Annotated in this window: 14 protein-coding genes; 12 read left to right on the top strand and 2 right to left on the bottom strand. The window is 48.8% G+C overall.

The genetic code is table 11. The features are described 5' to 3' along the window. Positions 1 to 7: 7 nt before the first annotated feature. Genes XMG48_RS08520 through murB form a run of 6 tightly spaced genes read left to right on the top strand, consistent with a single transcriptional unit; the run spans position 8 to position 3,893 of the window. Positions 8 to 418, top strand: a complete 411-nt coding sequence (locus XMG48_RS08520) for a biopolymer transporter ExbD (protein ID WP_173481637.1) — start codon at positions 8 to 10, stop codon at positions 416 to 418. A gap of 1 nt (position 419) precedes the next feature. Continuing rightward, entirely contained in the window at positions 420 to 1,409 is a 990-nt protein-coding gene (gene lpxK, locus XMG48_RS08515) for a tetraacyldisaccharide 4'-kinase (protein WP_173481636.1), read from the top strand. Position 1,410: 1 nt separating this feature from the next. Then, positions 1,411 to 1,596, top strand: a complete 186-nt coding sequence (locus XMG48_RS08510; RefSeq protein ID WP_173481635.1) for a Trm112 family protein — start codon at positions 1,411 to 1,413, stop codon at positions 1,594 to 1,596. 5 nt (positions 1,597 to 1,601) lie between these two features. Beyond that, positions 1,602 to 2,369 carry a 3-deoxy-manno-octulosonate cytidylyltransferase gene (kdsB, locus tag XMG48_RS08505; RefSeq protein WP_173481634.1) on the top strand — a complete coding sequence of 256 codons (768 nt, stop codon included), beginning with the start codon at positions 1,602 to 1,604 and terminating at the stop codon, positions 2,367 to 2,369. 31 nt (positions 2,370 to 2,400) lie between these two features. After that, entirely contained in the window at positions 2,401 to 2,877 is a 477-nt protein-coding gene (locus XMG48_RS08500; protein WP_173481633.1) for a low molecular weight protein-tyrosine-phosphatase, read from the top strand. Then, positions 2,877 to 3,893, top strand: a complete 1,017-nt coding sequence (gene murB / locus XMG48_RS08495) for a UDP-N-acetylmuramate dehydrogenase (RefSeq protein ID WP_173481632.1) — start codon at positions 2,877 to 2,879, stop codon at positions 3,891 to 3,893. Before XMG48_RS08500 ends, murB begins: the two co-directional genes overlap by 1 nt. 65 nt (positions 3,894 to 3,958) lie before the next feature. Here the strand turns inward: murB and rne are convergent, their stop codons facing one another. After that, the gene (rne, locus tag XMG48_RS08490; protein WP_173481631.1) at positions 3,959 to 6,691 is read right to left on the bottom strand and encodes a ribonuclease E; all 2,733 of its coding nucleotides are present in this window, start codon (positions 6,689 to 6,691) and stop codon (positions 3,959 to 3,961) included. 487 nt (positions 6,692 to 7,178) lie between these two features. Here rne and rluC point away from each other — a divergent pair, with 487 nt between their 5' ends. The 5 genes from rluC (at position 7,179) to XMG48_RS08465 (ending at position 11,990) form a co-directional block, all read left to right on the top strand. Next, positions 7,179 to 8,105 (top strand): 23S rRNA pseudouridine(955/2504/2580) synthase RluC, encoded by a 927-nt coding sequence (gene rluC, locus XMG48_RS08485; protein ID WP_254443612.1) that lies wholly within the window; start codon positions 7,179 to 7,181, stop codon positions 8,103 to 8,105. Positions 8,106 to 8,133: 28 nt separating this feature from the next. Next, the gene (locus XMG48_RS08480; RefSeq protein ID WP_173481629.1) at positions 8,134 to 9,234 is read left to right on the top strand and encodes a DNA-binding protein; all 1,101 of its coding nucleotides are present in this window, start codon (positions 8,134 to 8,136) and stop codon (positions 9,232 to 9,234) included. 134 nt (positions 9,235 to 9,368) lie between these two features. Further along, positions 9,369 to 10,343, top strand: coding sequence for an HTH-type transcriptional regulator CysB (cysB, locus tag XMG48_RS08475; RefSeq protein WP_173481628.1), 975 nt, complete (start codon positions 9,369 to 9,371; stop codon positions 10,341 to 10,343). Between the two features lie 100 nt (positions 10,344 to 10,443). Further along, positions 10,444 to 11,061 carry a bifunctional phosphoserine phosphatase/homoserine phosphotransferase ThrH gene (gene thrH / locus XMG48_RS08470; RefSeq protein WP_173481627.1) on the top strand — a complete coding sequence of 206 codons (618 nt, stop codon included), beginning with the start codon at positions 10,444 to 10,446 and terminating at the stop codon, positions 11,059 to 11,061. 56 nt (positions 11,062 to 11,117) lie between these two features. After that, complete coding sequence (locus XMG48_RS08465) at positions 11,118 to 11,990, top strand: alpha/beta fold hydrolase (RefSeq protein ID WP_173481626.1); 873 nt, start codon at positions 11,118 to 11,120, stop codon at positions 11,988 to 11,990. Here the strand turns inward: XMG48_RS08465 and XMG48_RS08460 are convergent. After that, the gene (locus XMG48_RS08460; RefSeq protein ID WP_173481625.1) at positions 11,984 to 12,568 is read right to left on the bottom strand and encodes a YhgN family NAAT transporter; all 585 of its coding nucleotides are present in this window, start codon (positions 12,566 to 12,568) and stop codon (positions 11,984 to 11,986) included. The genes XMG48_RS08465 and XMG48_RS08460 overlap by 7 nt on opposite strands. A 133-nt stretch (positions 12,569 to 12,701) precedes the next feature. Between XMG48_RS08460 and XMG48_RS08455 the strand changes: the two genes are divergently transcribed. Continuing rightward, complete coding sequence (locus XMG48_RS08455) at positions 12,702 to 13,388, top strand: GntR family transcriptional regulator (protein WP_173481624.1); 687 nt, start codon at positions 12,702 to 12,704, stop codon at positions 13,386 to 13,388. Positions 13,389 to 13,393: the final 5 nt, after the last annotated feature.

The raw sequence follows: 13,393 nt of genomic DNA, 5'->3' as shown, positions 1-13,393 counted from the left end.
GCGCTCTGTGAATTTTCCAAGACCTCAATCGGAAGAGATATCCATCAACCTAACCCCATTGATTGATGTGGTCTTCCTGCTGCTGATCTTTTTTATGGTGTCGACCACCTTTACTAAAGAGACCCAGCTTAAAGTGGACCTCCCTCAAGCAACGACAGACCAGATGGCTCAGGTCGATATGCTTGAGATCATCATCAAGGCCGATGGTAGCTTCGCAATCAACGATAAAGCATTGGTCAATGCGCAGCCTAAAACTCTTAGGGCGGCAGTGCTAAAAGAGAGTGGTGGTGATCTTACAACCCCTCTAAAGATTTCCGCCGATGCATCGACTCCTCACCAAGCGGTCATTACCGCCATGGATGTAGCAGCAAACTTAGGGTTTTCTCAATTGAGTCTTACGACCAGAGAGATCGACTAAGTTGATTGAGAATGCTTGGTATCAGAAAGCAGGCTGGCTAGTTCTACTGCGTCCCTTATCACTGCTCTATCGTTTCATCTCTAAACGCCGCCGTGTGCGTCTGACCGAGCAGGCGGTCACAATGGATGTGCCGGTTGTCGTGGTCGGTAATATCAGTGTCGGTGGTACCGGTAAAACTCCCCTCTTAATCTATTTGGTAACCCTAGCAAAATCCTTGGGGTTCAACCCCGGTGTGGTCAGTCGTGGATACGGTGGTCAGGCAACAAGTTATCCTATGCAAGTGTCTGACCAGACCTCGCCAGAGTTGGTGGGGGATGAGCCGCAGATGATCTTCGAGAAGACAGGCGTGCCTGTCGTCGTTGATCCGAATCGAGTCTCTGCATGCCAGCATCTTCTTGACCAACACTCGGTCGATATCATCTTCAGTGATGATGGTCTGCAGCATTATCTAATGGGACGCCAGTTCGAAATTGCGGTGATCGACTCTGTGCGAGGGTTAGGTAACCAACAGTTGATGCCGGAAGGGCCTTTAAGAGAAGAGCTGTCGCGCTTAAATGAAGTTGATCTGGTTGTGTTGAATGGTGAAGGCCCTTTTAGCTATCCAGGTGCGCTTACCTATCGTCTAAGCCCTACTGCGTTTAGACATCTAGCATCGGGTGAACAAAAATCGCTTCAGATCGATCAATTTGGTAGCAAAACAGTCTATGCATTAGCGGGTATCGGTAACCCTTCACGGTTTTTTGATACCCTAATGGGGCTGGGCTTAGAGCTTAAAACCATCCCTTTAAGGGATCACGCACCGATTACTCAAGAGCTGCTCGATCAATACCGCTCATTGCCATTGGTGATGACCGATAAAGATGCAGTAAAATGTCACTCTATCGCCCCAGATAATTGTTGGGCGCTTTCAGTAGAGGCGGAATTTGCACCCAAAGAGGCGGAGCACTTGGCCCAATTACTGAAACGTGTTGTTAACCCTAACGGAGAATAAAATGGATCCTAAACTTCTCGATATCCTTGTTTGCCCTGTCAGCAAAGCCCCTTTGGAGTGGGATAAGGAGAGTGATGAGTTAGTCTGTCGCACCAGTGGTTTAGCTTATCCTATCCGTGATGGCATTCCGGTGATGCTTGAGAGCGAAGCTCGCACTCTAAGCAGCGAAGAGCGTCTTCCGGAGTAGCCTTAATGAGTTTCACTGTCGTTATTCCGGCGCGCTATGCATCTACCCGTTTTCCAGGTAAGCCTTTGGTTGAGCTGGCCGGTAAAACGATGGTGCAACACGTCTATGAACGGTCACTGGAGAGTGGTGCTAGCCGTGTCATCGTCGCAACCGATGACCCAAGAATTGAGTCGGTAGCCAAAGGCTTTGGTGCTGAGGTCTGTATGACCTCGGCGGATCACCCTTCAGGCACCGATAGACTTCAAGAGGTCGTTAATAAAATTGGTTTGGCGGATCATGAAATTGTCGTCAATGTTCAGGGTGATGAGCCTCTAATTCCAGCAAAGTTGATCGATCAAGTTGCGGATAACCTTGCGGCACATCAAGATGCAGGCATCTCAACATTAGCAGAACCTATCGAGACGAAAACCGACCTTTTGAATCCTAATGTGGTCAAGGTTGTGACGGACATTCGCGGCATGGCGCTCTATTTTTCGCGAGCTCCGATCGCTTGGCCGCGAGATAGGATGGCCAATGATGAGCTACCTGAAACTCTGCCTTCTCTATTTGCTTGGCGCCGTCATATTGGTATCTACGCCTACCGTGTAGGATTTCTTAATGCTTATGTTCAATGGTCACCTGCACCCATTGAAAAGACAGAATCCCTTGAGCAATTGCGTGCTCTATTCAATGGTGTTTCGATTCATGTAGCCAACGCCGTCGAGGCTCCACCAGCGGGCGTTGATACCCCTGAGGACCTTGAAAGACTTAAGCGGATAATGGAAGGCCAGTAGGTTATTTGCATCAGTAAGGGTGGTGTTTGCAATGATTAGAGTGTTGTTTGTCTGTTTAGGTAATATTTGCCGCTCCCCATCAGCTGACGCTATTTTTCGTAAAAAATTGGATGATCACCCTTGGTTAGCCAATCGAGTTGAAGTCGATTCAGCGGGAACCGCTGCATGGCATGTGGGCAACCCGCCAGACCCTCGCTCTGTCAAAGTGGGGGCTGAGCGTGGATACGATTTAACGCCTTTGCGTGCAAGGCAAGCGACACCTGCTGACTTTGAACGCTTTGACTACATCCTGGCAATGGATGAGACCAATCTGGATAACTTGCAGGCTATTGCGCCGAATCACTACTCTGGCCACCTGAGCCTGTTTCTCGATTTTGCAGGGAAGAGTGGGGCAGAAGTACCAGACCCCTATTATGGTGAGGGTGACTCAGGTTTTCATGAGGTGGTTGATCTGATTGAAGCGGCATCCGATGGCTTAATCAAGCAGTTAGAGGTGAGACTCGCCTAATGCTCACCATACACTCCTGGCATGATTTAACGGCGTTCAACACTTTGGCGATGCCGGCTAAAGCTCAATTTTTTGCTGAGTTATCTGACTTAAATGACCTCCCTGAACTGCTCGATTTTATTGCTCAGCAGGATCTTCCCACTCTGTGGATAGGCGGTGGCAGTAACCTGGTGTTGGCAGATAAAGTGCCGGGTTGCGTTGTTCATATTTCAACGAAAGGCATTGAGATACTATCAGACTCAGAAGAGTCGGTTTTAATTAAAGTGGCCGCTGGAGAGAGCTGGCATAGCCTAGTGACTCACTGTCTGGAAAATGAGTGGTATGGTCTAGAGAATCTTGCACTGATTCCAGGTTCGGTCGGTGCATCTCCTGTGCAAAACATCGGAGCCTATGGTGTTGAAGTAGCGGATTTGATCGATCAGGTAGAGGTGTTTGATACGCTATCCAACTCCTTTAAAGTCATGCAGAAAGCGGACTGTCAGTTTGCCTACCGTGACTCGCTGTTCAAGCGAAACCCAGGCCGTTTCATTATCACTTCAGTGCTTTTCAGCCTATCTAAACAATTTGAAGCTAAATGTTCTTATGCGGCACTTCAAGGTTGGTTAGATGCCCAAGGGGTTAAAAAGCTGAGCGCTCATGCGATTTTTGACGCAGTGGTTGCTGTGCGCCAATCTAAACTGCCGAATCCTGAAGAGCTCCCTAATGCGGGCAGTTTCTTTAAGAATCCTGTTGTCTCAATTGAGTGCTTTGAGAGTTTGCGTCAAATCTATCCAGAGATTCCAAACTACCCAGATGCTTCTGGAGTTAAGCTTGCTGCGGGTTGGTTGATCGATCAGTGCGGTTGGAAAGGTCTCTATCGTGAACGAGTGGGTGTTCATAAGGATCAGGCCCTCGTGATCGTAAATCATGCGGGTGGGTCGCGTCAGGATATTGATGAACTAGCCGATGATATTAAACAGAGCGTGTTGGATCGTTTCTCTGTGCGCCTAGAGCAAGAGCCGATCGCCTATCCCTAGCGTGAGCAGAAATTAAACCCAAAAAAAAGCAGCCCATGGGCTGCTTTTCTATTGGAATTGTGCGGTTATTCAGCGGCCTCTGCTTGACGACGCTTCAATCGAGGATCGTTTGCAGCGCGACGGCGGCGACGAGGTTTTTCCTCCTCTTCGCTCGCTTCTGCTTCAGCAGGTGCTTCTTCAACCGCTTCTTCTACTGCTGCTGCGGGCTCTTCATTAGCTGAAGGCTCTTCATTGGCTGAGGGCTCTTCATTGGCTGAGGGCTCTTCATTGGCTGAAGGCTCTACAGCAGGAGTAAGATCCAACTCAACCTGTGTCTCAGTGACTGTTTCAGTCGTAGCTTCAACTTCATTGGCTGCGTTTTCAGCTGGCTCGTCAGCAGTTACTTCCGGATCTTGTTCACCTGCCGTTGTATTTTCTGCAGGCTCTTCAACAGCAGTTTCAGTAGCTTGGCTCTCTGTCTCAGTAGCAGCTGTTTGCTCTACAGTGGTTTCTGGCACTTCTTTAGCGGCTGGCGCTTCAGTAGAGATCGCTGTTTCAGATGCTTTTGGGGTTTCAGCTGAGGCTTCCACAGTAACTTCTTCTGATACGGCTTCTAGCGGTGCATTGAGTAACTCCTCTGGGATAGGGTTGCTACGTTCAGCACTGCGCTCTTCATTCGCGCGGCGACGACGGCCACGGTTTTTACTGCGTGGTGGCAGTTCCGTTTCGCTATTGTTGTTAGAGTTGAACTCTTCATTGCCATTTTCTGAACGACGATCACGATCACGATCACGGCCACCGCGACGGCGACGGCGTGAACGGCCAGAGCGCTGCTCGTCACTCGATGAACTTTTGTCGTTATCACCGATGGTCGGCAGGTTGTTCTCCGTCTCAACCGTAATGACTTCGTCCGAATCACGACGCTCACGACGATCGTTACGGCGATTGTTGCCACGGCGGCGATCGTTACGGTTGTTGTTGCGACGACGGTTGTTGCGGTTGCCATCGCGGTCAGAACCTTTCTTGTCATCACGGCGAGTGCTCTTTTTATCGTCCTCTTTGTCAGAATCGGATAGACCAAACAGATCTTTAATCGCTGCAATAATACGCTCGCCCAATGACTTGTTAGCGACGGGCTTGCGACTAGTCTGCTGACGTTTCTGTTGGCGAGCTGGCTCCGCTTTTACTTCAGAGCTTTCGCTCTTCGGTGCTGGTGGGGCAGACGAGTTTAAAACGCCTTGCACAGCGGCTTGCTCACGCGGAACGACCGGAAGTGGTTTGTCGGTAGGATCTTCGACTGGCTGTTCTGGTTGCAGCGTGTAGCTTGCATCATTCACGGTAGTAATGGTGTGATCATCGCGCAAACGAACTACTTCGTAGTGTGGTGTTTCCATATTTGGATTAGGGACCACAACGATGCGAACATTTTGACGCAATTCAACAGCGTGCACTTGATGACGCTTCTCGTTAAGTAGGAAGGTCGCTACGCTGACTGGAAGAATCGCGCGAATCTGAGAGGTGCGATCTTTAGACGCTTCCTCTTCAAGAATACGCAGAATAGAGAGTGCCAGAGATTCAATATCACGGATGTAGCCTTGACCATTACAGCGAGGGCAGACGTGACCGCGACTCTCTGCCAGCGATGGGCGCAGGCGTTGACGTGACATCTCTAAAAGACCAAAGCGTGAGATGCGACCCATCTGAACGCGTGCGCGGTCTAGCTTGAGTGCATCGTTAAGGCGTTTTTCAACTTCGCGCTGGTTTTTGATTGGCGTCATATCGATGAAGTCGATAACCACTAGACCACCCATGTCGCGAAGACGGAGCTGGCGAGCAATCTCATCAGCCGCTTCAAGGTTGGTGTTCAGAGCAGTCTCTTCAATATCACCACCCTTAGTTGCGCGAGCGGAGTTGATATCGATTGAAACCAGAGCTTCTGTCGGATCGATAACAATCGAACCGCCAGAGGGGAGCTTCACTTCACGTTCAAATGCTGATTCGATCTGTGTCTCGATCTGGAATCGGTTGAACAGTGGTACAGACTCTTTGTAAAGCTTGATACGATTTTCGTAAGTTGGCATTACCTGACGAACGAACAGCTGAGCTTGTTCAAATACTTTCGGCTCGTCGATCAGCACTTCACCGATGTCATCGCGTAGATAGTCGCGAATAGCACGAATAACGACGTTGCTCTCTTGATAGATCAGGAATGGAGCAGGGCGATCATCAACTTCAGTAATCGCAGTCCAAACCGTAGCAAGGTAGTTAAGATCCCACTGCAGCTCTTCAGTCGAACGACCAATGCCGGCGGTGCGAACGATGACGCCCATGCCTTTAGGAATGTCCAGGCCGTTCATAGCCGCTTTAAGTTCAGAGCGTTCATCACCTTCAATGCGGCGCGAAATACCACCTGCACGAGGGTTGTTAGGCATTAGAACCATGTAACGACCGGCAAGGCTAATAAAGGTTGTCAGAGCGGCACCTTTATTGCCGCGCTCCTCTTTATCCACCTGGACGATGACTTCGGTACCCTCTTTGACAAGATCTTTGATGCTTGGACGCTGGCCGCGTTCAGGCGATGAAACAAAGTACTCTTTAGCGATCTCTTTTAGGGGTAGGAAACCGTGACGTTCGGCACCGTAATCGACAAATGCAGCTTCCAGGCTGGCTTCTACGCGGCTGATACGGCCTTTGTAGATGTTTGCCTTCTTCTGCACGCGGGAGTTGGATTCAATATCCAAATCGAACATGCGCTGTCCATCGACAAGCGCAACACGCAACTCTTCTTGTTGAGTCGCGTTGATTAACATGCGTTTCATTTTAGCGTTCTCTTAACGCAACGCATCTTTGACGGGCAACAAACCTGTGTCCTGGCTTTATAGAAGCAATAGCTAATCTCCAGTACGCTCTGCACCGGATAATTAGGTTATCTTCAGCGATGGAGGAAACATCAACCAATATCGTTATCGATTCTAGCTGTGGCTGCTGCTCTGCCCAATTTACTCAACGTGGAGTGGGAGGCTGCAGGTTCCTGGTTGATGTGCGTCTCCATCCTTCAGCCGAGGGCTGTTGTTCAGCACTCGTGAAAAATACGTCGCTATTTATAAATTTTTTCAGCCATTACATGGCTATTCAAGCTGGGTAACTACCGCCACATTGTGAGTGAATCACTGTTCGCTCTAGTGGGGTGTGAATAAAAATGAAGCCTTCTTCATCCAGCAGCGGTAGAATATAGCAACTTACTGGTTTTTCAGCAATTTATTTTACCCACACATCATGCCTTCAAATCCCCCTAAGTCCGGCTTTTTGAATAAAGTTCAGTTTGTTGATATCGATGCCGATCAAGCGGGTCAACGTATCGACAACTTCTTGCGAACCTTTCTTAAAGGGGCGCCAAAAACGCTGATCTACAGGCTGTTGCGCAAGGGTGAGATTCGAGTTAACAAAAAACGCACCAAACCTGATTATAAGCTTCAAGCGATGGATCAAATACGCATCGCTCCGATTCGCCTTCCAGAAAAAGGGGAGAGTGCCCCTGTCAGTGATCAGTTACTCGAATTGCTAGAACGTTCAGTGGTCTATGAGACTGACTCTCTGCTGATCATCAATAAACCCTCGGGCATAGCGGTGCATGGTGGTAGCGGCGTCTCTTTAGGGCTGATTGAGGCGGTTAGAAAATTGCGCCCAGATGCGCGTTTTTTAGAGCTGATTCACCGAATCGATCGTGACACCTCGGGTTGCATCATGATTGCTAAAAAACGCTCGATGTTGCGTTACATGCACGATGCGTTTAGGGAGCGTCGCGTGCATAAGATCTATCAGGCACTGGTTGTGGGTCGTTGGGATGCTAAGCACAAACAGATCAATGCACCCCTGCTGCGAGATGAGCACCGATCAGGTGAACGAACCGTTCGTGTCTCCCTTGAGGGTAAACCATCGGTTACAAATTTTTCAGTGCTGCGTCGATTTGGTGATGTTGCAACGCTGGTGGAAGCTCGACCTAAAACCGGTCGTACTCACCAGATTAGAGTGCACACCCAATATACGGGTCATCCGATTGTGGGTGATGTTAAGTACACGTCAGATGAGAACAACGCTGAATTTAAAAAGCTGGGTTTTAAACGATTGATGCTTCATGCCGCCGGCCTCAGGTTCACTCTGCCTGATGGCGAAGAATTAGAAGTGCGTGCTCCATTAGATGATAGTTTGTTAAGATTGTTGGACAATTTATAGTTCGTTGCAGTTGAACGATAAGGTAAAGATGAGCGAGTTGGATCTTAAAGTAGTTGAGTTAGCAGAAGAGTTGTTGGCCGAAGGTCAATTGCCGACGGATGTTGTAATTTCTGAACGACTGGGTCTCTCCAGGGACGAGGCTAATGCGGCATTAAGTCATTGGGCGCAGAGCTTGAGTTATGCTCGTCTGCCAGAGGTGCGTGCCAGTGCAAAGTTACACAACTCGGTACCTGACTCACTGAGCAAAGGCATTGAGCAGATTTGGGATCTTGCACTGCAAGAGGCGATGGCCGAGCTGCGAGTCGAGTTGCAGAGTGAACGAGCGGGTGATGAAGAGGATCGCAAGGCGACCCGCGACATGGTTCGTGATGCGGAGGCGCTCTATCGTGATTTGGAAGTAAAGTACCGCGCACAAACTCAGCAGATGGATAAGAGTGAACAGGCCCTTCGAGCGATTGAAGCTGAAATGGGCGTGCTTAAAGCCAACATTGCCAGTGAGATCAATCAACGTAAAAAGGCTGAACAGGTTCGTACTAACCTAGAGACCGAATTGAACCAGCTTCGTAAGATGCACGAAGATGCCAAGAAAACCTTTGATGCACGTATCAAAGCGGAGCAGCAGCAGGCATTGGAGAACGTTACCCGTGCTGAGGTTGAAGCTCGTCACTATCGTAATGCGCTTGAAAAGCTTCGTGATGAGGGCACTCGAACAGAGTCAGAGCTGACGCGTTCAGTTCATGAAAACCAGGCTCAGATAGCGAAGAAAGATGCACGTCTTGAGATGCAAGAGAAGACCATCAGCGATCTGGAGCGTGATCTGAACGAACTAAAAGAGAACATGACATCGGCCAGTCGTGATATCTCGAATATCAACTCTAAGCTGCTGCGTGAAACTAACGCCAACCGTCGTTTGGAAGCTCAGATTAAAGAGCGCGATGATCAGGTTCGTGTACTGAATCAGAAGTTGACGGTCGCAGCAACGGAAGCTGCAAAGCGCGAAAGCGTGCTTCGTCAGCAGCTCAAAGAGAAAGATGAATCGCTGACGCGCGCTACCGCTCGAGTGAACTCACTGGAGAAGCGTATTACTCAGCAGGAAGATCAGATTCGCCGACTCAATGCTCGCCTTTAGTCGTGTATAAGGATATAGCCTTTTGCTTTAGCTTATTCTCTAGTGTTATATTTGGCTTATTAATAGATATCAACGCCGACTAAGGGCGATTGGCTAATAATTGGCTAATAATTGGCTATAAATTGGAGCAATAGATGAAACTTCAGCAGCTGCGTTACATTTGGGAAGTCTCTAAACACGACCTCAATGTCTCTGCTACGGCACAAAGCCTATACACATCGCAACCAGGTATCTCTAAGCAGATCCGTCTACTAGAAGATGAACTGGGTGTTGAAGTGTTCGCTCGTAGTGGTAAGCACCTGACGCGCGTTACACCTGCTGGTAAAGCGATTCTTGAGATCTCAGGAGAGATTCTCCAGAAAGTGGACTCTATTCGCCAGATTGCTCAAGAGTTCAGCGATGAGCGTAAAGGCAGCCTATCGGTAGCCACCACTCACACACAGGCACGTTACGCTCTGCCTCCTGTGATTAATGAATTCATCAAAATGTATCCTGAAGTTGCGCTTCATATGCACCAGGGTACACCTACTCAAATTTCTGAGATGGCCGCCGATGGTACTGTCGATTTCGCGATTGCGACGGAAGCGATGGGCAGCTACTCAGATCTAATTATGATGCCTTGCTACAGCTGGAACCGTTCAGTGGTCGTACCTAAAGATCACCCGCTTGCGCAAGGTGGCGAGTTAACTCTAGAGAAGTTAGCTTCTTATCCAATTGTTACCTATACCTTTGGTTTTACCGGTCGTGGCAAGTTGGATGAAGCGTTTAAAGAGCAAGGTCTCGATCCTAAAGTGGTCTTCACTGCGGTGGATTCGGACGTTATCAAAACCTACGTTCGCCTAGGGTTGGGTGTAGGTATCATTGCCAGCATGGCGGTCGATCAGCAGCTAGATCAGGATCTGGTAGCGATCGATGCATCTCATCTGTTTGAGCCCTCTATCACTCGAATCGGTTTCCGTCGTGGCACCTTCCTTCGCGGTTACATGTTCGACTTCATTCAGAAGTTTGCTCCACACATTACTCACGACGTTCTTGAAAAAGTTCAAGCCTGTAGCGGTCGTGCTGAAGTGGATGAGCTGTTCCAGGATATACAGATCCCTTCGATGTAAGGCCATAGGTCTAATGAACCTCTAATATTGTCGTCTTTCGTTTGAAAGGCGGCGACTAAATCGCTAGAGTAGCCTCTCAATTTTTAAAGGAGAGCCTAGCGTGGAACTAGCATGTCTTGATCTTGAAGGGGTCCTAATCCCTGAAATCTGGATCGCATTTGCCGAAGAGACTGGTATCGAGGAGTTAAAAGCAACGACTCGTGATATCCCTGATTACGATGTGTTGATGAAGCAGCGCCTTCGTATTCTTGATGAGCACGGTCTAACCCTTCCTCAGATCCAAGAGACCATTGCTAAGCTGAGCCCACTTCCAGGCGCTAAAGAGTTCACCGATTGGTTGCGTGAGCGTTTCCAGCTGGTGATTCTTTCCGATACCTTCTATGAGTTTGCAGCACCGTTGATGGCTCAATTGGGTTACCCAACGCTGCTTTGTCACCGACTTGAGACAGACGAAAACGGTCGTATAACTGACTACACGCTTCGTCAGCGCGACCCTAAGCGTCAATCAGTGCGTGCTTTCCAACTGCTTAATTACCGTGTTATCGCTGCAGGCGACTCTTACAACGACACGACTATGTTGGCTCAAGCTGAGCAGGGCATTCTTTTCCATGCTCCGCAGAACGTCATTGAAGAGTTCCCGCAATTCCCAGCGGTACACACCTACGAAGATCTTAAGAAAGAGTTTCTAGCGGCAAGTAACCGCAATCTCTCCCTTTAAAACTGCCTATTGGGGGTAGCATTAGCTGCCCCTACTTATCCCGAGTAGTGCTTACCATGAGTCGACTATCAGATAGTCACTGTCATTCAGACACTCTAGCCCATGCAGGTTATCAGCACGCTTATCGCATTTATCGTCACCCAGAATCTGAAGGTGGTCGCCGACTGCTGTTAATCCACGGCGCTGGTGTGGCGGGTCGATATACTTGGGAAGCGATGCAGCACTTTCTTGATGGCTGGGGTGAAATCCTTGTACCTGATTTACGAGGGGCAGGTGAGACCGTCAGTGATGATGGAGTAGAGCACCCCTTCAGTGTCAATGACCTGGTGTCGGATATGACCCACCTAGTGGATCATTTAGGCTGGCATGAGTTCGATCTAGCGGGCTATTCTCTTGGGGGCTTGGTGTCACTGTTGTTAAAACAGAACCTCAGAGATCGGGTGCGCAAACAGTTCCTGCTTGAGAGTGCGCTGCTCGATCGTCATGATTGGCAAGAGACCGTCTCCATTCGTCAATCCTTCTCTGCCGCGGCTAAAAGCCTACGCAATACAGAGGGTGATGAAGGGATTCGAACCTTTCTTGATACCATTTCGCCCAATCGTAAGGTGAGTGAAGCGGTTGAAAAAATGACTTTGCAGCGTTTGGGCGAGCGTCGACTGGGTTTTGCTAACTCTCTAGACGCCGTTACCAATGCGGCCCTGTTCATCGATCGAGAGAGACTGCTAGCGGCTCAAGGGGATGTCAGCAGTTTTATAGGTGGATTGAGTGTCGAGCCGATGCATCAACTGCATCAGCACCTGTCAGACAGTATGCGTAATTGGCACTACCATTTTGTGGCAGGGACAGATCACTCCCTACCTTATCAAAAGCCTCGTCAGATCGCCCGTATCATGAATGAGGAGTTAAAGCGCTATTTAAAAGGCTACTGAATTGCTAAAAATCCATTGATTAGCATCTGAACAGCGATCGAGATCAATATCATACCCATCAGACGTTCTATCGCTTTCAAGCCACGTTTGCCGAGTATTCTATAGAGTGATTGTCCTGCGATTAAAATCACCGCGGTTGCCACCCAGCTGATCAGAAGGGCAATTAGCCAGTCGACACTGCGACTCGGTTCGCTCTCTGCTAAAAGTACCAGTGTTGCCAGTATTGAAGGGCCAGCGATCATTGGCGTAGCCAAGGGGACCACTAGCGGTTCGCTATCATCCTCATCATCGCCCATAACACCACCACGGGATGGGAAGATCATTCGGATTGCAATAATCAGTAGTACTAAACCGCCAGAGATAGAGACCGCCTCTTTAGAGAGCGATAACAGTTTTAACAGTGCCGAGCCGCTGTATAAGAAGATCAGCATTAGGATTAAGGCGATCACTAACTCCCTGAGTAGTACCTTGATACGTCTGGCGGGGTCGACCTTTTTAAGAATGGATAACACCACAGGTATATTGCCCAACGGATCCATGATTAAGAAGAGCATCAATGCTGCAGCGTAGGTATCCATATTTCACTCCTGCTTATATCCGACTGATCAGTCGAGATAACAAAATTGTCGACAATGTTAGCCTTTTGGTTGATTGTCAGCCTATATAAAGCGGGTTATTCTACATTGCACAATCAGATTGTCGACAATATTTATGACCATTGAACCGCTTTACGCTTCAGAATCACAACAGAGTAGCACGCTTGCAGACCGAGTGTGTCATGAAATTATTACTGCGATTGTGAAGGGTGAAATTCCAGCGGGCGCTAAAATTTCTGAACCAGAACTGGCTAAAACCTACGGTATTTCGCGAGGCCCACTTCGTGAAGCGATACGTCGTTTAGAGGGGCTGCGTCTGGTTGAGCGAAAGCCTCATATTGGCGCGCGTGTTGTTCAGTTAAGTGTCAAAGAGCTGTTGGAAATCTATCGCGTTCGTGAAGCGCTAGAGGGTATGGCGTGCCGTTTAGCCGCGACCGTTATGCCGCAAGAGGAGATCAACCAGCTTCGTGCTCTGCTAGATCAGCATCAGTCAGGTATCGAAGAGCAAGAGGGACAGGCCTACTTTCAGAAAGAGGGCGATCTCGATTTTCACTACCGAATTGTGATGGCGTCTGGTAACTCAAAACTTCAAGAGTTATTAGCGGCCGATCTATACCACTTGGTGCGAATGTATCGTTTCCAATTCAGTCTTTCCAGTTCTCGTCCCACCATGGCTTTACGTGAGCACCATCAAATATTGGATGCCATTGAAGCGCGTGATGAAGAGCTGGCCGAACTTTTAATGCGTCGTCACATCAGTGCATCAAGACGCAATATCGAATCTAAATTAAATCAACCCTAAGGAGA

Origin of the sequence: Marinobacterium sp. xm-g-48, from assembly GCF_013282925.1 — a bacterium.
In the GTDB taxonomy this organism is placed as follows: Bacteria; Pseudomonadota; Gammaproteobacteria; order Pseudomonadales; family Balneatricaceae; genus Marinobacterium_E.
This window is presented reverse-complemented; position numbering and strand designations above follow the sequence as displayed.